Raw genomic sequence first — 20,245 nt, 5'->3', positions numbered from 1 at the left:
GGTTCTTTTGATAAAAACTTGTGGAATAATTGTTGTGTATTTTAAACTGTAATATAATTTTGATGGTTATACTTAATGAATGTAAAGTTTAGTTGGATGAAGCGATATACGATTAACTCTCTTGAATCACACAAAGACATCTTGTGTAATCTTTTTCAAGCAAAGAGAATAACCGATTCAGTTCTTGAATTGGCAGATGGCATCATCTCGTTTTATTCTCTTGATTTTGGGATTGAAGCAATTGTGTTTGATATTGATCAACATAGCTCCCAACAAAAAGTGATGATTGAGTTTGGTAAGTCCTATGATGTTCAGTATGTATTGACACTTTATCATCAGAATATTGAAATAGGGAATGACGATAGTGCAGTTTTGAAACTTCACTCTCAAAAGAGCCTTACCATAATGCATAGTCAGTATGGTTATATAGTCGATGTTAGTAAAACACAAAAAGTGTCACATATTACATTCTTAATTAAGTATGAGGCTGTTAAAAATCTTTCGTTATATGGCGTATTGTCTGTATTGGACGATCTTAAGCTTTTGTATGTGGATAATCTACTGGATCTACCATCATTAAGATCGATTCTATCAAATCGGAAGTCTTATACAACAGAACTTCAACCATGGATCTCTGATTCATTATTGCGTTCAATTTTCTTTATATCATTAGAGTATATCGTTAGACGGTCGAAGACGAACTTACGTTCTCGTGTATATGATCCTTCAGGTAATTTATTGGATCGAATGTTAGAGATCCAAAATGATATTTGTGACCTCTCTCAGAGTCGATGGTCCCTAGACCATTTAGCATCAAAGTATAGGATGTCTCCAATGTCATTAAAGAAGCATTTTAAAGCATATTTTGGACGAAGCCCAATGAAGTATTATCAAGACTATAGACTACAATACGCAAGGTCTATGTTGCTGTCTAGTGACTATTCTTTGCAGGATATTGCTTATCGTTGCGGTTTTTCAGACCTACCACATTTTTCTAGAGAGTTTAAGAAGAAATATGGTGTGTCTCCTAGAGATTATATCGAGAAATTGTAACTTTTTATTCAAGTAATCTATTTTTTTGTTCAAGTTTTCGTCTGACAACTGCTTTAATTTTGTACCCAGAATTTTTAAATGAGAAATTATGAAGGGATATAAAATAAGGCTATCTGTTTTATTATTGATATTGTCGACATTAGGTGTTTTTGCAAAACGGAAAAATAATAGACCAAATTTTCTAGTAATCGTAGTTGATGATATGGGGTATTCAGATCTTGGTTGCTTTGGTAGTGAAATACGAACTCCCAATATAGATAAATTGGCAGCTGTGGGAGTTATAAATACCAATTTTCATACTTCCGCACTCTGTGCTCCATCAAGAAGTATGCTGCTATCTGGATGTGATAATCATGAAGCAGGTATGGGAACTATGGAAGAGGTCTATACGTATGATAAGCAAAATGGGGCACCTGAATATGCTGGTGTATTGAGTGAGGATATTACGACAATTCCTGAAATACTACAATTGAATGGATACGAAACAATGATGTCAGGGAAATGGCATCTAGGAGATGATAAAGGTCATTGGCCGGTTGATAGAGGTTTTGATCATTCATTTAGTCTTTTAAAAGGTGGTGGCTCTCATTTTAGTGATCGAAGAGGGTTAATGAGAAGGGATGATCCATTACCATATGTGGAAGATGATATGTTATTGGACTCGTTACCTAAAGGGTTCTATTCATCAAAAAATTATACGGATAAGATGCTGTCATATTTGAGGGAGAATAGTGGGTCAGGTAAACCATTCTTTGCATATCTCGCTTATACTGCTCCTCATGATCCTGTACAAGTGCCTGATGCGTGGTTGAATAGATATAAAGGTGTGTACGATGAAGGTTATGATGTCTTAGCTCAACAACGATTAAGAGGAGCAGTTAATTCGGGAGTTGCTTCCTCTAATTCAAAAGTGCCAGATGAGCATCGTAATTATGAGAGATGGAATGATTTACCTTTAGATAGACAAAAATACCTTTCTCGATCGATGGAACTATATGCAAGTATGATTGAATATATGGATGACCAAATAGGCCGAGTAATCTCCTTTCTAGAGAAGAGTAAAGAGCTGGAGAATACATATATTATATTTGTTTCAGACAATGGGTCTAATCCAAAATCGCATGATTTCTACTCAAAATTAGTTGATGATATGGCATATTTGGATGGGTTTAATCTGTCGTATAATAATATGGGTAAGATAGGTTCTTTTGCTTCAATTGAATATGGCTTTGCACAAGCTACTAATATGCCCAAGCATTATGTAAAAACGACTAGCGGAGAAGGAGGTGTGAATACACCATTTATAATTATGGGTCCCAAAGTAGAAGGACAAGGAAGGATAAAGAGAGAGCTGATAACAAGTATGGATGTGAAACCTACTATATTAGATCTCGCAGGAGTTAAGTCTCCCAAAGAGTATGAAGGGAACACAATAATTGCAGATAGAGGTGTTTCATTAAAACAGTATTTTGAAGGAGAAAGAGATTGTCCTCATGCAAAAGGTTATATTGTTGCTCATGAAATATTTGGGACTAGATATATTAGGTGTGGAGATTATAAGTTGACAAATATTGGGAGTGCAATGCATTACGGAGATGATATTTGGAGGTTATATAATTTGAAAGACGATCCGAGTGAAACAATTGATATTTCTAGATCTCATCCTGATATTGTTAAAGATTTATTGATTAAATGGAAAGAGTATAAAGAGGAGGTTGGAATTATCGATTATCTATAGAAACTAGTGAAATATTTGAAAAGAGCGATTGATCTTAAAGATTAATGGCTCTTTTATTTTTCTGAAAATTAATTCATTTACCCCAAAAATGATTCAATTATACCATGAAAATTATTTGTGTATTTGTATGGGAATAATAGGATTGTATTTTGTATTTTACTGTGTTTCAGTGTTTTTGGCTTGGGTGGGTTTAAAAGATGTTAATGTCCATTATTGTTTCATTTGTGCCATAGGTTGTGGTTGTCGAAGGGTATGTTTGTAAGTAGTTAAAGTAGATGACGATATGTCTTCTAAGCGACAATTAAACTAATTACAAAATATAGTTCAGATGAGTCAAATGATAAAAAAAGGGTTGCTGTTCTGTTCATTGTGTTTGAAAATGACCTCTGCATATTCTCAGGAAGGTCTAGTTTCGTTAATGAAATATACCGAGAATAACTATCCTGAAATTCTTGCTAAACAAGCCGAATTGAATATGGCTAGAAGTTCTCTTGATATGAAGAAGGATAATTTTCTGCCTGATGTTGATGTATCATACGATGTTAATTATGCCACAGCAAATAATGTGACAGGTATGAATAATTCATCTACTTCTATAGGTATCAGTGGTCCTCCTGTTCAAGATCCATCATATGATGGATCGATAGGTTCTTCTGCTGGAATCTACATGAAGTGGTCTCCTTACACTTTTGGAAAAAGAAATGCAATGGTAAAAGGAGCAAATAATCTTGTTGAGATGAAGGAGTATGAGCTGCTTGACAAACAGATACAAATTCAAGGTAGCGTCGCATTCTACTATTTGGAGTTAATAAGAGCCGAAAAACAGCTTGATGTGATGAGAAATAATGTAGAACGAAATGAATTTCTTTTAAAGAAATCGATTAGGCTTTATGATGAAGGTTTAGTTTCAGAGGTGGATCGGTTTAAGTTTCAAGGAGAGCTTGCTAAAGCGAAGAGAGAAGCAATGGAAATATCAAAAATTGTTGATTCTAATTATACAAGGTTAGTATCCTTTTTGGGAAGTAAAGTTGATTCAATAGAACCAGAGAAATTCTTTGTGAAGAGCTTGCCCAATAGCAGAAATATAAAAAGTGACATCATTAATTCTCCTAGTATAATCGCTTCGGATAAATCAATACTATATCATTCTCAGCAAGTAAAAATAGCAAAAAAATCATGGACTCCTGATATTGAACTATGGAGCATGTTTGGTAGTAGGGGCTCCGGATTTATGTATGATGGAACCGTTGATCCTTCTCATGGTTTCCAACTTTCTTACACCAATTATGGGGTTGGATTACAGCTATCTCTCTCCCTGTCCGATTTCTTAAAGAAGAAAAATCGAATTTCTTACGAAAGTTTTGCTCTTGAACAAGAGTTACAAGAAAAAGAGCTTTTATTGAATAATTTACAACTTAGAGATCGAGTTGCTAGATCGAAATATAGAAAGTCGATAGTTATAGCTAAAGGTTTTCCAATTGAATATGAGGCTTATCTTAAAGCATATAATACCACGCTTCTACAATACGAAAATGGGTTATCTGACTACACGGAGTTGATTGCATCTCAATATGATTTGTTGAATGTTGAGATGCAGAAAAATAGTGTCTATATCAATGCTTGGCAAGCACTTTTAGAATTATCGTTGGTCCAAGGAGATCTTTCCATCTTTACCATAGAATTTTAAGGATATGAAATTAATTGAAGGGGCTTTAAGAAAGCCCATAACCGTACTTGTGGCAATTTTAGCAGTTGTCTTCTTCTCGATCCTCTCCATTAAAAAGATGAAGGTTGATATTTTTCCTTCTTTTGGATCCCCAACAATATATGTTGCTCAGCCTTATGGTGGTTTGTCTCCAGAACAGATGGAGTCTTTTGTTACGAACTACTATGAGTATCACTTTTTGTATGTGACCGGAGTAAAATCGGTTGAATCAAAATCTGTTCAAGGAAATGCTTTAATTAAAGTTATTTTCCATGAAGGGACTGATATGAGCCAAGCTGCAGCAGAAATTGTGGGATATGTTAATAGGTCTCGAGCCTTTATGCCTCCAGGAACCGTCCCTCCATTTATCACTCGTTTTGATGCAGGTAGTGTACCTGTAGGACAACTCATTTTTTCATCAGATACTAGAACATTAGGAGAGATAGCCGATCTTGCATTATTTAAAGTTCGTCCGATGTTCTCTACGCTGCCAGGAGTTTCAGCACCGCCTCCATTTGGTGGTAGTGCGAAAACCGTTGTCGTAAAACTTAATCCTTCTCAAGTTCAAAAATATAACTTGACTCCAGATGAAATAGTGAATCGACTTGCACAGTCTAATAGAATCTCACCAGCGGGTAATATTGGTATCGGAGACAAGATGTTGATTGCATCACAAAACTCTGTAATTGAGAAAGTGAGTGATTTTGAGAAGATACCTCTAAGTGCAGATGAGGGACCGACTGTTTTTCTTGGAGATGTTGCAAATGTTCGTGTTGGTACAGATATAACTACTGGTTATGCTTTGGTAAATGGTGCAAGGTCTGTTTATATTCCCGTAACGAAAAGAGCAGATGCATCGACATGGGAAGTGGTGAAGAATGTGAAAAGAGCATTACCAGAAATGCAAGCCTCCGTTCCTGAAGATATTAAAGTCTCATATGAATTTGACCAATCGGGATATGTAATAAATTCCTTAAAAAGTGTCGCTTTTGAAGGGCTGCTTGGTGCTTTATTGACCGGTTTGATGATACTTCTATTCCTAGGAGATCGAAGAGGGGCACTGATTGTTGTTTTAACTATTCCAATTGCAATTTTGTCGAGTGTAATATGTCTAGGTATCGTGGGGCAAACAATTAATATTATGACACTTGGAGGGTTGGCGCTTTCAGTAGGATTACTCGTGGATGAAGCGACAGTGACGATTGAAAATATTCATAGACATATGGAGATGGGGAAAAGTAAGGCTCTTGCTATTTTGCATGGGTGTAGGGAAATTGTAATACCTAAACTCTTGATTTTATTTTCCATCTTATCTGTCTTTGCTCCAGCTCTATTTATGTCTGGAGTTCCAAAAGGAATGTTTATGCCGATGTCCCTAGCTGTAGGTTTCTCTATGATTGCATCGTTTTTGTTGTCGATGACTTTTGTCCCTGTAATGGCTGTGTGGATTATGAAGAAGATAGATCATACGAAAAGTGAGAGTAGTAGGTTTTCATCCTTGAAGGCTAATTACGCATTACGACTGACTCGCTCTATTGAAAATAAGAAGAGATCATTGGTGGTACTATTCTTTATTACCTTAATCATTCTTCTTTCTAGTGGTTTGCTTATAGGGGTGGATATTTTTCCAAAAGTGGATGCAGGGCAGCTCCAAGTCAGGCTACGTTTAGATTCAGGGACTCGGATTGAAACGACAGAAATAGCTACGAAATCATTATTGACTACTGTTGATGAGATTGTAGGTGAAAATAGAGTCGATATTAGTTCATCCTTTATTGGAACTCAGCCTTCAAGTTTTCCTGTTAACCTTATCCACTTGTGGACTAGTGGTCCTCACGAGTCGGTTACAAAGATAAATCTAGTTAAAGGTACAGACTATCCAATTGAAGTTCTTAAAGAGGAGTTGCGTAATCGTTTTAAAGTGAAATATCCAGATGCAGTACTATCGTTTGAACCTGGAGATCTTGTAGATCAAGTAATGAACCTTGGTTCAACAAACCCCATTGAAATCACCATTTTAGGAAAGGATTTACAGGGTTCAATGGATATTGCAAGAAAGGTAAAAGATCAAATGGATAAAATTCCGTCATTGAGAGATGTCCAGATTGCAACAAGACTTGATTATCCCGAAATAAAAATATCTATAGACCGTGTAAAAGCGAGTAAAATGGGTATCATGACGGATCAAATATCAAAATCTCTAGTGGCAGCAACCTCCTCTTCGCGTTTTACCAAACCGAACTATTGGAGAGATCCTATCTCTGGAGTTGCTTATCAAGTACAGGTAGAGTTTCCACAATATCAAATGAAGAGTATAAAAGCGTTGGCCTCAGTTCCAGTAAAGAATAATCACGATGAGAAAGTTTATGTTAGAGATGTAGCAACGGTTAAAACGGGAGTTTCTCCTGCAGAGTATGATCGCTTAAATCAACAACGATTTATTACAATTACGGCAAATATTCATAATTCAGATTTAGGTCATGTTATTGGTCAAATAGATCAAGCCATTAAAAGAGTCGGTGAACTACCTAAAGGGGTGAAAGTGTTAACAAGAGGGCAAGCTGATCTGCTTGGATTAACAATGTCCGAATTAAAACAAGGTCTACTGATCGCTATTGTCGTTATCTTGTTGTTACTAGCAGTAAGTTTTCAATCGTTTCGTATATCACTCGTTTCTCTGTCTATTGTTCCACTTGTTATTGGTGGATCACTTTTATTTCTATTGATGACTGGAAATAGTTTAAATATTCAGTCATATATGGGTACTATTATGGCAATTGGTGTTGCAATATCTAATGCAGTATTATTTGTTACAGATGCTGAAAATATCCGAAAATATCACGGTAAAGATGTTGCGATTAATGCTGCAAAAAACCGATTGCGTCCAATTCTAATGACTTCATTTGCAATGATTGCAGGAATGCTGCCTATGTCATTAGGATTAGGTGAAGGAGGGGATCAAGTTGCTCCATTAGGGGTTGCAGTATTGGGTGGGCTTTTCTTTTCTATGATTGGAACGTTGCTCTTTTTGCCTATTGTATATCAACAATTTGTTGCAAATATAAAATATCAGAGTGAATCGCTAGACCCTGAAGATATACAGAGTCGATATTACATTAATAATACATCGAAATGATTCGAAAAAAATATACGGCATGAAATCCAGATTAACTGTTTTAACACTAATGTTAAGCTTCATTGTCTTCGCTTGCAATGAGAAGCAATCAATAGAACCTACAAAAGAGGAGAAAATACACAAGGTGTTCGAATTAAAGCGTCAAAAGATAAAATACAATATATCAATTCCTGTAGAGTTAAGTTCATTGGAGCAGGCAAAAATAAGAGCAAAAATTCCTGGTTATATTAAATTGTTGAAAGTGGATATAGGTGATTTTATTAAAAAAGGGCAACTGCTTGTTGTCGTGGATGCGCCTGAAATGAATGCAAAACTACTTGAAGCGAAAGCACATGAAAAAGAAGCAAAATCGCATTATTTAATTAAAAAGGAGGAGTATGAACGTTTCAAGAACGTTTCTTCCTTAGAAGGGGCTGTTTCTCAAATTCAACTTATAACAGCTAAAAACATGATGCTGTCATCTAAAGAGTTGTATTTGGCCGCTTTGGCTTCAACTCGTTTGTATCGGGAGATGGAACAATACCTTGAGATACGTGCTCCGTTTGATGGCGTAGTTACAAGTCGAGAATTAAATGTTGGTGATTTTGTTGGAGGCAATAAACAAGATGTCATTTTAACCATTGACAACCCTTTTGTGTTACGTCTTCATTTTAATATGCCAGAATTATATGTCAAAGACACCCCTTCAACAGATTCGATCACTTTTAGTACAGAGAGTATAAGGAGAAAACAATTTAAAGCACCATTTTCTAGAAAATCAAATATCATATCCGCACAGTCAAGAACCGAAAAATGGGAATATCGATTCAAAAATGATTCACTTCAATTGCTTCCTGGAATGTATGCAAAAGGAGAATTGAATATGTTCAAAGGATATAAAGGATTCATGGTTCCCATGAGTGCTGTTGTAACCACTATGAAAGAACAATTTGTCGTGGCAGTAGTTGATAAAAGAACCAAATGGATAGATGTGAAAATGGGGGTTGTGAATAACGATTCTGTAGAAATATTTGGAGAGTTGTCTGATAAAGATATACTATTAGTCAGAGGATCAGAAGAGATCCCTGCAGGAAGTGAAATACAATATGCACGGTAGTCTTATAGTTTAGTTGTTGTCATGTTTGTTGATGACTATTTCTCTTGTGCCCCTACATTGGGAACTATTTAGTTCCCATTTGTAGGGGATTCTTGTTTTGCTGTATGTAATGAAAATATTTTAGTATTTGATAATTTTATTCTACATGCTTTTTATACTACTTTTATCTTATCAGAACAATCTCCAAGCTGAGATGGCCTTATGTCAGACACTATTTGTTTGACAAGACTGCTCGACATGAAGATGCTGCTTACATATTAAGAGAAATAGTATTTACATGGAATTAATAAGCGCAGAAGAGTTTTTAGTAAAGTCAGAGAAATATCCTATCATTGATGTGAGATCGCCTGGAGAATTTGAAGAAGGACATATTCCAAATGCAGTGAATATGTCACTATTCGATAATGATGAGCGGGCGAAGGTCGGAACGATTTATAAGAGGCAAGGTAAAGATACGGCTGTTTTAAAGGGGCTTGAATTTGTTGGTCCTAAGATGTCTGTTTGGGCTAAGAGAGCAAAGAAAATGGCTGTAGATAATACAATCCTGATCCATTGTTGGAGAGGTGGAATGCGGTCACAGTCTATGGCATGGTTATTCGAGAAAGTAGGGATTAAATGTTATGTTTTAACCGGTGGTTACAAAGCTTATCGAAGTCATCTTTTGGAACATGTAGATCAGTTACCAAAGCTAATCGTACTTGAAGGATTCTCAGGTAGTGGAAAAACAGATATTCTTCATCATCTAGAAAAAAGTGGAAGTCAAATTATTGATCTTGAGGCATTGGCATCTCATCGAGGATCTGCCTTTGGTGGAATTGGACAAAAGAGTCAACCTTCAACTCAGCAGTTTCAAAATGACCTTTACCAAAAAGTGAGATTACTTGATCCTTCCAAGCCTGTATGGGTTGAGGGAGAAAGTAAATTCATCGGAAGGGTTTTTCTTCCAGATCCTTTTTGGGAAAGAATGAATCACTGTGCTTTATTGGTTATCGAGATGACTCGTGAATATCGTGTAAAACAGTTGGTTAAAGACTACAGTCGTTTGGATACTGATAAGATGAAAGGTGCAATAAACAATTTAGTGAAAAGATTAGGACATCAACGTAAAGATCATATTTTATCTTGTTATGAAAGCGGTGATTTCGATGTGGTGGCAGACCTTTTGTTAGAGTATTATGACAAAACATATGAATATAGTCGTGATCAGATGAAGGATAAAAAGCATGTTTTCACAAAAGTTTTGCCAAACACCTCTTCTGACGATCATGCCAGAATATTAATTGAAGAGATAGAAACAAATTACGACCAAATATATGGAGTGTGTTAAGTTAACCCAATATTCACATGGTGCTGGGTGTGGATGCAAAATTGCACCAAAGGTGTTAAAAGAGATTTTAGATCAAGTTCCAACCTCTCATCTTGATCCTAAGCTATTAGTTGGAAATGGTACTTTAGATGATGCTGCGGTATATGAAATAGATGATGATAATGTTATTATCTCTACGACAGATTTCTTTATGCCAATAGTGGATGATCCGGAGGATTTTGGAGCCATTGCCTCTGTCAATGCCATTAGCGATATCTATGCGATGGGTGGCAAGCCTTTGATGGCGTTAGCAATCCTTTGTTGGCCAACCAAACAGTTGGATACATCTGTGGCCGCAAAAGTAATGAATGGTGCTAGAAAAGCTTGTAAAGAAGCAGGAATTACAATTGCTGGAGGACATAGTATTGATGGTCCTGAACCAATATTTGGTTTGGCTGTAACGGGAATAGCAAAGAAGAATATGATAAAAAAGAATGCTTCTGGCCAAGTTGGATGCAATCTATATTTATCAAAGCCTCTTGGTGTTGGGATTTTAAGTACTGCTCAAAAAAAGGGCCTACTTGATGAAGAGGATCGACTCAAAGCGAGAAATTCAATGATCACATTAAATAAGATTGGTGCTGAATTAGGGACATTAGAGGGCGTAACGGCAATGACTGATGTTACAGGTTTCGGTCTTTTAGGGCATTTGAAAGAGTTGTGTGAGGGCTCTGGTATGAGTTCTGAGATTAGTATGTCGAAGGTGCCATTAATTGATGGTTTGCAGAAGTATATTGATCTTAAAACTTTTCCTGGTGGGACACACCGTAATTTTGATAGTTATGGGGATAAGATATCTCCTCTAACTGAAGAGCAGAAAAGTGTTCTTTGTGATCCCCAAACAAGTGGAGGATTATTGGTTGCTGTAAGACCTGACCAGGAGGAGCAATTCTTCGAAGTCGCAAAGAGATATGGATGGGATCCAATATGTTTTGGACAAACAATCCCTACCTCTGAATATGTGGTTCACGTAAAGGAGTAATCATTAGATAAAATTCCTGCCTCTTAAATTTTAATAGGGGCATAAATTCAAATATTTGTAAAGGTGTAACCAATATTTCGCAAGAAATTGGTTACACCTTTTTTTGTTCGTTTGATTCTTTTGGGATAAAATAGGCTCATGTACGTTCTTCTAATATTAACTTATTGTTATTAAATGACTCTTTGAGAACTCTTAATTAATGCTCTGAAATGCATTTCTTAGAAACGATATTTGTGTTGTGGGTTTGTGTGCGTAATACATTGATAATAAGGTTTTTGTGTGTATATATTTAATGTGTCGTATAGAACATAAATTCATGGTGTATTATACCATTTGATCTGGATATATATGTAAAATCCTGTTTTTATGGTTGAAATCTTTGCTTTATATTTGTCTTAAATCAATTTGGGGGATACTTATAGTTGTTACATGTCGCGTCGAACATTTAATGTCTTTTGCCTTCGATTGAATTAATGAAATCAAAAAAATAATATGCCAGAATCTAATATTAAGATAGAAGTAAAAGACCTAAATCTAATATTTGGAAAGAATAAAAAAGAAGCATTAGCACTACTTAAAAAGGGTATTACAAAAAGTGAAATTCTGAAGAAAACAGGTGCAACTATCGGTGTTAATAATGCATCACTTGAGATTTATGAAGGAGAGATATTTGTTATTATGGGACTCTCTGGAAGTGGAAAATCTTCATTACTTAGATGTTTGAATTTGCTTAATATCCCAACATCTGGAGATGTTATATTTCATGGAGATTCTATTACTAAGATGAATCAACAAGATTTGAGAGAAGTTCGAAGAAAAGGAATGACAATGGTATTCCAGAAATTTGGATTGTTACCTCATCGATCGGTTGTTGATAATGTTGCGTTTGGACTAGAACTCCAAGGTATAAAAAAAGAAGAACGATTAAAAATAGCTCATGATGCAATTATAAATGTTGGATTGCAGGGCTTCGAAGATAAGCTACCATCTGAATTATCAGGAGGAATGCAACAACGAGTTGGACTAGCTCGAGCTTTGGCCAATGATCCTGAAATTCTTCTGATGGATGAGGCATTCTCTGCATTAGATCCTTTAATTAAATCAGAGATGCAGAATGAGTTATTGGACCTTCAAGATAAATTGAAGAAGACGATTGTGTTTATTACGCACGATTTGGATGAGGCCATAAAGCTTGGTGATCGCATTGCCATTATGAAAGATGGTGTCATTGAGCAAGTAGGAACTGCTGAAGATATTTTGACTTCACCAGCAACACCATATGTGGAAGCTTTTGTGGAAAAAGTAGATCGTAAATGTGTTATCTCCGCTGAAACGCTCATGTTTAAAAATAATGATGTAGCTCAGTTAAAGAAGGATGGCCCGCAAAGTCTAATTCATAAGATGCGTCAAAAAGGACTTTCAGCACTACCTGTAGTGGATGAAAAGCTACAGTTCGTTGGGTTTATTCGATTAAGAAATGTGATACGAGCTTTAAAAGATAGCAACTTATCATTAACCAGTTTTATCGAATCTAACGTGGCAAGTGTTTATCCTCATTTTACTGTAGAGGAGATGTTACCTCTTATTGCTGATACACATTTTCCTTTACCTGTAGTTGATGAAGCGAACGGTAAATTATTAGGAATTGTTACCCAGACATCATTAATCATCGAATCTACAAAATACAACTCTAAAGAGATCGAAATCCTTCAGGAAGAAGCTCAAGAAATATAATTATTTATGGAACAAAGAATTTTTAATATCGGATCAAGTGTTGAGAATGCTGTGATGTGGTTAACTGAACATTTTGGTTCTGTATTTGATGTAATTAAAGATAATGGAAATAGCCTTATTGAAGGTTTTGAGAATCTGCTTTTATTTTTTCCTTTTTATGTTGTTATTGCTCTTTTTGTTGCAGTTGCTTGGTATAAAGGAGGTAAGAGTGTAGCACTAATAACAGGTCTCGGATTTCTGTTTATATACAGTATGGGATTTTGGACTGAAACAATGCAGACTTTGGCTTTGGTGCTAATATCTACTGTTGTGGCATTGATAATAGCAATTCCACTAGGTATTATTAGTGCGAAAAAGAGTTCTGTAGAGAAGAGTGTAAGGCCTATATTAGATTTAATGCAAACCATGCCTGCTTTTGTCTATTTAATACCAGCAGTACTATTCTTTAGCATTGGGAAATTACCAGGTGCTTTCGCTACCATTATATTTGCTATGCCACCAGCTGTTCGTCTAACTTCTTTAGGTATAAAAGAGGTTTCACCAGAAGTCGTTGAGGCCGCTAAATCTTTTGGTGCTACACCAATGCAAGTATTAATGAAAGTAGAGCTGCCATTAGCCAAGAACTCACTACTTGCTGGAGTGAATCAAACTATTATGATGTCGCTATCTATGGTCGTAATTGCAGGTATGATTGCTGCTGGCGGCTTAGGAGAGAAAGTTCTTGAAGGAATTAATAATCTAGATATTGGCTTAGGATTTGAAAGTGGTTTAGCAGTTGTAATCCTTGCTATAATACTTGATCGTATCACACAATCTTTTGCTGCTTCTAAAAAGAAATAAAACCAAAAATCAATTATAATGAAAAGCATTAAAAAATTATCGATACTCGTAATAACGGGTTTAATACTTTTTGTCTCGTGTACAAGTAAAAAAAATAACGGAACATCAGATGCAAAAAAAGAGATCGTCATAGGTTATGTTGATGGTTGGGCTGAAGGTGTTGCAATGACATATATTACAAAAGAAATTCTTACAGAGCAAGGCTATGATGTCAAGATGAAAAATGCTGCTGTTGATCTAATATTTGCATCTATGTCGTTAGGTGATATTGATGTATTTATGGATGTTTGGATGCCAGTGACACACAAAGAAAAAATAGCAAAATTTAAAAATAAGCTGGAATATATTAGCACAACTTATGATGAAGCAAAACTTGGACTCGTAGTGCCGGCTTATGTTCCTGTGAATAGCATTGAAGAGTTAAATGCAAATAGAGATAAATTCGAAGGTAAGATTATCGGTATTGAAAAAGGTGCAGGTCTTACAGCAAAAACGGAGAAAGTAATTGCTGACTATGGGTTGAATTTTAAACAAATTAATTCATCATCTGTAGCAATGTTTACTGAAGTAAAAAAAGCGATTAGTAAAAAAGAGTGGATTGTCTTCTGTGGATGGGCACCTCATTGGATGTTTGGTCGTTTTGATCTTAAGTTCCTTGAAGATCCAAAGAAATATTATGGAGAAAAGGAGAAAGTAATGACATATGGTCGAAAAGGATTTCAAAAAGATAATCCTGAATTGGCAAGTTTCTTTAAGGCTTTTAAGTTGACTAATAAGCAAATATCTGATTTGATGAATGATATGGAAGATGGCGATAACAAAACTCAAGTAGCCAAAACTTGGGTGAAAAACCATCAAGAACTTGTGAAATCTTGGCTTAAAAAATAGAGGTCGTGATTGTCTCTTACGGCCTTTATATTATCCTATATTTTATTAAAAGGGTGAAAACTTCGGTTTTTACCCTTTTTTTAGTGCAATAGTTGGAATACTTAACTTGGGCTTTCTCAACATACTTGAATTACGAATCTACAATCTCTCTTCATAAATTCCGGTAAATTATGGAGTCTTACATACGAACATATTTCTCAACCATGGGAATAAAACGGCTTTACTATAATAGAGTGAAGTCTCTTACTGTTCTTTCTTAGCTCATTGGTAGTGTAATCATTTTTCCTTCTCCTATGATAACTTTAGGTACCTTGGCTATAATGAAGCATTCATTTTAAAAAAGTTAAGGAGATACCAATGTGTCACTCTCGTGTCATGAATATTTAAGTCTTTTTGTCGAAGGATACGTACACATCTAAAAGTTTTATTGTGGGATCAATTTGTAAGTAAATTCTTAGTACATGACAAGAAATAAGAGAAAGAGATAAGTTCTGGTTGTTTATTTCACTGATCATCAGTGAAATAATATAGTATCCGAAACTTGTTTATCATGGCAATAACTTGGTTTACCTTTCTGGTCTAAAACTGTATGACCCCAAAACGAACCAGATCGAATATCTCATCATTGCATCTTTCAATAGACAAGAACGTTTATTTTCAGATTACAAACAAAGATGGCAAATCGAAACAATATTCAAGGCATTAAAGCCTAGTGGTTTGAATATGGAAAACACACATCTTAAAGATTTGAAAAGAATCTCAAAATTACTCTCTATGATAATGATAGCTTATATATGGTCTTGTTTAGCTGGAAATGATATAAACGAGAAACATAAGAATATCCAAATTAAATCACATGGACGTAAAGCTTTTTCATTATTCAAATATGGTTTACTAAGACTTGCTTCAGCATTATTTAACAATAGTTCATTTGAATATGATAAAATAAAAAAAGCGAAATACTTCTCTTTGAGATTGTATTTCGCTTTAATATTTTAATCCTTGGTACTTATCCTAAAATAGGATCGATCCCAATTATAGTTGGCTAAGACTATTACTTAAGGAATGCCAATAGGATACCTGCAGCCACTGCAGAACCAATTACACCAGCTACGTTAGGTGCCATTGCATGCATTAACAGGTGGTTGTTCGGATCTGATTTTAAACCTTCGTTTTGTACTACCCTTGCACTATCTGGTACGGCAGAAACACCTGCAGCTCCAATAAGTGGATTGATCTTATTATCACCTTTCAAGAATAGGTTCATCAAACGTGCAAATAATAATCCTCCTGCTGTTGCTATCACAAATGAAATCGCTCCTAATACAAAGATCTTTAATGAATCTGTTGTAAGGAAATATTGTGCTTGTGTTGAGGCTCCAACTGTTACTCCTAAAAGAATAGTAACAATATTAATTAGAGAGTTACGTGCTGTGTCTGCCAAGCGTTCTGTTACGCCTGACTCTTTCAGAAGGTTTCCAAAGAATAACATTCCTAAAAGAGGTATTGCTGATGGAGCAATAAAAGTAGTGAAGATAAGCCCAATGATAGGGAATAAGATCTTCTCTGTTTTAGAGATGGCTCTTGGTGGCTTCATCTTGATCGTACGTTCTTTCTTAGGTATTAGAAGACGCATAATTGGCGGCTGAATCACTGGAACCAATGCCATATACGAGTATGCTGCAATAGCAATGGCACCCATCATATGTGGAGCCAGCATTGCTGACAAGAAGATAGCTGTAGGACCATCAGCACCACCAATAATAGCAATAGCACCACTCTCTTGAGCTGTGAAACCTAATGCTGCTGCACCTAAGAATGTTCCAAATACCCCAATTTGTGCTGCTGCACCTAATAACATTAGTTTCGGATTGGAAATTAAGGAAGAGAAATCTGTCATCGCTCCAATACCTAAAAAGATAAGAGGTGGATAGATACCGTTCTTAACTCCAAAATATAGATAGCTCAAAACAGAACCATCCTCATAAATACCAATATTATTACCTGGAAGGAAAGGGATATTACCAATAATAATACCTGTTCCAATAGGAACCAATAGTAATGGTTCGAAGTCGTACTTTATTCCTAAGAAAAGGAAGAAAAGTCCAACAATGATCATCACAAGATTCAATGGGTCAAAGTTGGCAAAGCCTGTAAAATTGTAGAAAGTCTTTAACCCTTCTAATGCACCGCTAGTACTCTCTTGGAAAGCACTTCCATCTGCACCAAAACATAATTGTACGGTAAGTATAATAGACACCGCACCAATGATTGTGAGAATTTTTTTCATCGTTAAAAGATTTTTTGTAAATCAATGGATCTTCACAGTCTAATAATAACCACGTCGGTATTATTATTGGATCTCTAAAATTACATCATTCTGAAGTACGGCATCTCCCTCATTGACGTGGATTTTGCTAACTACTCCATCTTTCTCCGATAGGATGTTATTCTCCATCTTCATTGCCTCAAGGATAATTAAGACATCCCCTTTTTTAACATTATCTCCTTCTTTAACCTTAAGTTTAAAGATATTTCCAGGTAGAGGAGCTTCTACTTTATATCCTGAGACAGTTGTGTTCTTCTTTAGGATCGCACTATCATTGATCGTGTTTACAACACTCTTACGAACAAGTCTAGGTGTTTTTTGCACCTTTACCTCTTGGTCTATTTCTACCTCGTAAGGAGTTCCATTGACTTCAATATTGGCAATGTTACCTTCAAGATCTTTTATTGATACGTTATATTTACTACCGTTGATGGTAAATTTAAATTTTCTCATGATTAACTGTTTTGTGTCCCGACAACTTATCTTCTATCTAGCGTGTTATTCATACTATGAATCTTGGAATTCCATGGTGAATATCTTCGTTTGATATTCTTGATGGTAATGACATTACTCTCTTCGTCATGTTGACTGTTTAAGAAGAGATGTAAAGCCATCGCAATGGCTGCAGATTCACCTGCAGTGATATCCTCATCACTACAATCAGTAGATTCAGTCGCTTCTCCAGATGCTGATTGAACCATTTTCTTTTTAGGTTTCTTCTTCATCTTTTTAAGTATAAGAGGCATAAGCCACCCAAAAATGAAGATAAGTGTTACAAGAACAAGGAAAACTACAAAATAACCAACCAATGTAATGATCCATGTTTGTGAGGTAATCGAAAGTATGTTCATGGCTATAACTATTTTACCTGAATAATGATTTCAAAATCGATTTCCATCATAAAATGTAATTACCCTTCTCTTGTTCATGCAAACACAATAACAAGAGAAGAGAGATCACTTTATGACTGATTACAATGGAATATTACTATGCTTTTTAAGAGGGTTTGTCACCTTCTTTGTTTGTAAGCTTTGCAAAGCTCGGATAATGCGGAAACGAGTATTACGTGGCTCGATCACATCATCTATATATCCATAAGATGCAGCTTGGTATGGATTTGCAAAAGCATCTTCATACTCATCTGTTTTCTTTTGGACATAATCCAACTTCTCCTGTTCATCTTCAATCTTACGAACATTCTTTCCTTCAAGTACCTCGATGGCACCTTTAGCTCCCATCACAGCAATCTCTGCCGATGGCCATGCATAGTTGAAATCACCTCTTAGTTGTTTGCTACTCATCACACAATGTGCTCCACCATATGACTTTCTAAGGGTTACTGTTACCTTAGGAACAGTAGCCTCACCGTACGCAAACATTAATTTAGCACCATGATTGATGATACCTGCATACTCTTGACCTGATCCAGGTAGGAATCCAGGAACATCTACTAATGTAAGTAGTGGGATATTAAATGCATCACAGAAACGAATAAAACGTGCTGCTTTACGCGATGCATCACAGTCTAGTACTCCAGCCAAGAAGTTAGGCTGGTTGGCAATAATACCAACTGATTGTCCTGCCAAACGAGAGAATCCAACGACGATATTACGTGCATAATTGCGATGAATCTCTAAAAATTCGCTCTCATCCACAATAGCATAAATGATATCTTTGACATCATATGGCATATTTGGATTGGCAGGAATGATATCGTTTAAGTTATCTTCTAATCTGTCTATAGGATCAGAACACTCTGTTATTGGAGCCTCCTCAAAGTTATTTTGTGGAAGATAAGAGATCAATTTACGTATCATCATTAATCCCTCTTCTTCTGATTCCACTTTAAAGTGTGAAACACCTGACTTTGAAGAGTGTACATTGGCCCCGCCTAAATCATTCACTGTAATGGTTTCACCCGTCACAGTCTTTACAACCTTGGGACCAGTAACAAACATGTAAGAGTTCTCCTCTGTCATCATGATAAAATCAGTCAGCGCTGGGGAATAAACTGCACCTCCTGCACATGGTCCAAAAATGGCAGAGATCTGAGGAACAACCCCTGAAGCTAAAATGTTACGCTCAAAAATCTCGGCATAACCAGCTAGTGCGGTAACCCCTTCTTGAATCCTTGCTCCCCCCGAGTCGTTTATACCGATGATAGGAGCTCCTGCTTTCATGGCCATATCCATCACTTTACAAATCTTATTTGCCATGGTCTCTGAAAGAGAACCACCAAAGACTGTAAAGTCTTGTGCGTAAACATAAATTACGCGACCATCTATTGTTCCATGTCCAATGACTACACCATCTCCCTTAAATTTGGTCTTTTCCATTCCAAAATTAGTACAACGGTGTGTGACAAACATATCTAGCTCTTCGAAGCTTCCTTCGTCGACAAGCATTTCGATACGTTCTCTTGCAGTCATCTTTCCTTGTTCGTGCTGTTTGTTAATTCTTGCTTCGCCTCCGCCCATACGTGCTTCATTGCGCAATTCAATTAACTTTCTGATTTTATCTTGATTGTTCATGATGTTAGGTTTTTTGAATCTATTGGGTATAGATATTCAAAAGTAACTGATTATTTATCACCCTCGCAACAAAGCTCTGTAAGTACTCCGTGAGTTGACTTTGGATGTAGGAATCCGATGTCAAGACCTTCTGCACCTTTTCTAGAAGTCTTGTCGATTAGACGAAGACCACTCTCTTCTGCTTCGTTAAGTGCTTCGTTTACATTGTCTACTGCATAAGCAATATGGTGTATGCCTTCACCTTTTTTCTCTACGAATTTACCGATAGGTCCTTCTGGATCTGTCGACTCAAGTAATTCAATTTTAACTTCACCTACTTTGAAGAATGCAGTACGTACTTTCTGCTCTGCTACCTCTTCGATGTTGTAACACTTAGTTCCTAAAAGTGTTTCATAGTAAGGAATTGTTTCATCTAGACTTTTTACAGCAATTCCAATGTGCTCGATTTGCTTTACTTTCATAATTCAAATAACCTTTTGGTTCGATACCGACGCTTACACGTCTTGTTTAAAAGTGGTGTAAATGTAAGTATCAAAAATTAATTAAACAGTGTTCTAATATATGAGATTCGTCTGTTTTAGTTATGTTCTAAAACAGCGCTTCTCAATGTGTTTTTACAAATAAATATACTCGTGAATCAGACTGAAAAAAAATGTCACTTTTCCTGTTCACTTCCGATCATTCCGATCGATTTTATAAGTGAAAAGGAGCCTTTTTGTCGAACAGTTGGGGCGGCTCACAATAAGAATGACTCATGTTTGATTGCCTTTTATTTGATGGGTAGCAATACCATTTTGTTTCACACTTCAATTTATTTGTCTCTTACTTTATTCTTGAACCGATCAGA

Annotated in this window: 16 protein-coding genes; 11 read left to right on the top strand and 5 right to left on the bottom strand. The window is 36.0% G+C overall.

Features of this window, described 5'->3' with window-relative positions; translation table 11 throughout:
* Positions 1 to 96: 96 nt before the first annotated feature.
* The 11 genes from K5X82_05390 (at position 97) to K5X82_05340 (ending at position 15,537) form a co-directional block, all read left to right on the top strand.
* Positions 97 to 1,053, top strand: coding sequence for a helix-turn-helix transcriptional regulator (locus K5X82_05390; protein QZT38338.1), 957 nt, complete (start codon positions 97 to 99; stop codon positions 1,051 to 1,053).
* 88 nt (positions 1,054 to 1,141) lie between these two features.
* Complete coding sequence (locus tag K5X82_05385; GenBank protein QZT38337.1) at positions 1,142 to 2,791, top strand: arylsulfatase; 1,650 nt, start codon at positions 1,142 to 1,144, stop codon at positions 2,789 to 2,791.
* Positions 2,792 to 3,119: 328 nt separating this feature from the next.
* Positions 3,120 to 4,478 (top strand): TolC family protein, encoded by a 1,359-nt coding sequence (locus tag K5X82_05380; GenBank protein QZT38336.1) that lies wholly within the window; start codon positions 3,120 to 3,122, stop codon positions 4,476 to 4,478.
* A 4-nt stretch (positions 4,479 to 4,482) separates the two neighbouring features.
* On the top strand, positions 4,483 to 7,632 hold the full coding sequence (locus K5X82_05375) for an efflux RND transporter permease subunit (protein QZT38335.1): 3,150 nt from the start codon (positions 4,483 to 4,485) through the stop codon (positions 7,630 to 7,632).
* 19 nt (positions 7,633 to 7,651) lie between these two features.
* A complete protein-coding gene (locus K5X82_05370; GenBank protein QZT38334.1) occupies positions 7,652 to 8,728 on the top strand; it encodes an efflux RND transporter periplasmic adaptor subunit in 1,077 nt (358 codons plus the stop codon).
* A 277-nt stretch (positions 8,729 to 9,005) separates the two neighbouring features.
* Complete coding sequence (gene mnmH, locus K5X82_05365) at positions 9,006 to 10,055, top strand: tRNA 2-selenouridine(34) synthase MnmH (protein ID QZT38333.1); 1,050 nt, start codon at positions 9,006 to 9,008, stop codon at positions 10,053 to 10,055.
* Positions 10,042 to 11,076: a selenide, water dikinase SelD gene (gene selD, locus K5X82_05360; GenBank protein ID QZT38332.1), complete on the top strand. Its 1,035-nt coding sequence runs from the start codon at positions 10,042 to 10,044 to the stop codon at positions 11,074 to 11,076. The genes mnmH and selD overlap by 14 nt, the downstream gene beginning before the upstream one ends.
* A gap of 492 nt (positions 11,077 to 11,568) precedes the next feature.
* Positions 11,569 to 12,810, top strand: a complete 1,242-nt coding sequence (locus K5X82_05355) for a glycine betaine/L-proline ABC transporter ATP-binding protein (protein QZT38331.1) — start codon at positions 11,569 to 11,571, stop codon at positions 12,808 to 12,810.
* A gap of 6 nt (positions 12,811 to 12,816) precedes the next feature.
* On the top strand, positions 12,817 to 13,650 hold the full coding sequence (locus tag K5X82_05350) for a proline/glycine betaine ABC transporter permease (protein ID QZT38330.1): 834 nt from the start codon (positions 12,817 to 12,819) through the stop codon (positions 13,648 to 13,650).
* An 18-nt stretch (positions 13,651 to 13,668) separates the two neighbouring features.
* Entirely contained in the window at positions 13,669 to 14,538 is an 870-nt protein-coding gene (locus tag K5X82_05345) for a glycine betaine ABC transporter substrate-binding protein (protein QZT38329.1), read from the top strand.
* Positions 14,539 to 15,099: 561 nt separating this feature from the next.
* Complete coding sequence (locus K5X82_05340) at positions 15,100 to 15,537, top strand: transposase (GenBank protein ID QZT38328.1); 438 nt, start codon at positions 15,100 to 15,102, stop codon at positions 15,535 to 15,537.
* Positions 15,538 to 15,592: 55 nt separating this feature from the next.
* Here the strand turns inward: K5X82_05340 and K5X82_05335 are convergent, their stop codons facing one another.
* The 5 genes from K5X82_05335 to mce all read right to left on the bottom strand — a co-directional run bounded on the left by K5X82_05335 (position 15,593) and on the right by mce (position 19,859).
* On the bottom strand, positions 15,593 to 16,828 hold the full coding sequence (locus K5X82_05335) for a sodium ion-translocating decarboxylase subunit beta (GenBank protein QZT38327.1): 1,236 nt from the start codon (positions 16,826 to 16,828) through the stop codon (positions 15,593 to 15,595).
* A gap of 63 nt (positions 16,829 to 16,891) precedes the next feature.
* Entirely contained in the window at positions 16,892 to 17,320 is a 429-nt protein-coding gene (locus K5X82_05330) for a biotin/lipoyl-binding protein (protein ID QZT38326.1), read from the bottom strand.
* Between the two features lie 26 nt (positions 17,321 to 17,346).
* Positions 17,347 to 17,718 carry an OadG family protein gene (locus K5X82_05325; GenBank protein QZT38325.1) on the bottom strand — a complete coding sequence of 124 codons (372 nt, stop codon included), beginning with the start codon at positions 17,716 to 17,718 and terminating at the stop codon, positions 17,347 to 17,349.
* A gap of 120 nt (positions 17,719 to 17,838) precedes the next feature.
* Positions 17,839 to 19,398: an acyl-CoA carboxylase subunit beta gene (locus K5X82_05320; GenBank protein ID QZT38324.1), complete on the bottom strand. Its 1,560-nt coding sequence runs from the start codon at positions 19,396 to 19,398 to the stop codon at positions 17,839 to 17,841.
* A gap of 50 nt (positions 19,399 to 19,448) precedes the next feature.
* Positions 19,449 to 19,859: a methylmalonyl-CoA epimerase gene (gene mce / locus K5X82_05315; GenBank protein QZT38323.1), complete on the bottom strand. Its 411-nt coding sequence runs from the start codon at positions 19,857 to 19,859 to the stop codon at positions 19,449 to 19,451.
* Positions 19,860 to 20,245: the final 386 nt, after the last annotated feature.

The organism is Prolixibacteraceae bacterium (assembly GCA_019856515.1).
GTDB classification, from domain to species: domain Bacteria; phylum Bacteroidota; class Bacteroidia; order Bacteroidales; family Prolixibacteraceae; genus Halosquirtibacter; species Halosquirtibacter xylanolyticus.
Note: the sequence above shows the minus strand (reverse complement) of the source record. Positions and strands in the feature narration are given on the sequence as shown.

Bases quoted from the DNA above. Each gene is read 5' to 3' on its own strand.
- K5X82_05390 (QZT38338.1), top strand. From the start codon at position 97: ATGAAGCGATATACGATTAACTCTCTTGAATCACACAAAGACATCTTG.
- K5X82_05385 (QZT38337.1), top strand. From the start codon at position 1,142: ATGAAGGGATATAAAATAAGGCTATCTGTTTTATTATTGATATTGTCG.
- K5X82_05380 (QZT38336.1), top strand. From the start codon at position 3,120: ATGAGTCAAATGATAAAAAAAGGGTTGCTGTTCTGTTCATTGTGTTTG.
- K5X82_05375 (QZT38335.1), top strand. From the start codon at position 4,483: ATGAAATTAATTGAAGGGGCTTTAAGAAAGCCCATAACCGTACTTGTG.
- K5X82_05370 (QZT38334.1), top strand. From the start codon at position 7,652: ATGAAATCCAGATTAACTGTTTTAACACTAATGTTAAGCTTCATTGTC.
- mnmH (QZT38333.1), top strand. From the start codon at position 9,006: ATGGAATTAATAAGCGCAGAAGAGTTTTTAGTAAAGTCAGAGAAATAT.
- selD (QZT38332.1), top strand. From the start codon at position 10,042: ATGGAGTGTGTTAAGTTAACCCAATATTCACATGGTGCTGGGTGTGGA.
- K5X82_05355 (QZT38331.1), top strand. From the start codon at position 11,569: ATGCCAGAATCTAATATTAAGATAGAAGTAAAAGACCTAAATCTAATA.
- K5X82_05350 (QZT38330.1), top strand. From the start codon at position 12,817: ATGGAACAAAGAATTTTTAATATCGGATCAAGTGTTGAGAATGCTGTG.
- K5X82_05345 (QZT38329.1), top strand. From the start codon at position 13,669: ATGAAAAGCATTAAAAAATTATCGATACTCGTAATAACGGGTTTAATA.
- K5X82_05335 (QZT38327.1), bottom strand. From the start codon at position 16,828: ATGAAAAAAATTCTCACAATCATTGGTGCGGTGTCTATTATACTTACC.
- K5X82_05330 (QZT38326.1), bottom strand. From the start codon at position 17,320: ATGAGAAAATTTAAATTTACCATCAACGGTAGTAAATATAACGTATCA.
- K5X82_05325 (QZT38325.1), bottom strand. From the start codon at position 17,718: ATGAACATACTTTCGATTACCTCACAAACATGGATCATTACATTGGTT.
- K5X82_05320 (QZT38324.1), bottom strand. From the start codon at position 19,398: ATGAACAATCAAGATAAAATCAGAAAGTTAATTGAATTGCGCAATGAA.
- mce (QZT38323.1), bottom strand. From the start codon at position 19,859: ATGAAAGTAAAGCAAATCGAGCACATTGGAATTGCTGTAAAAAGTCTA.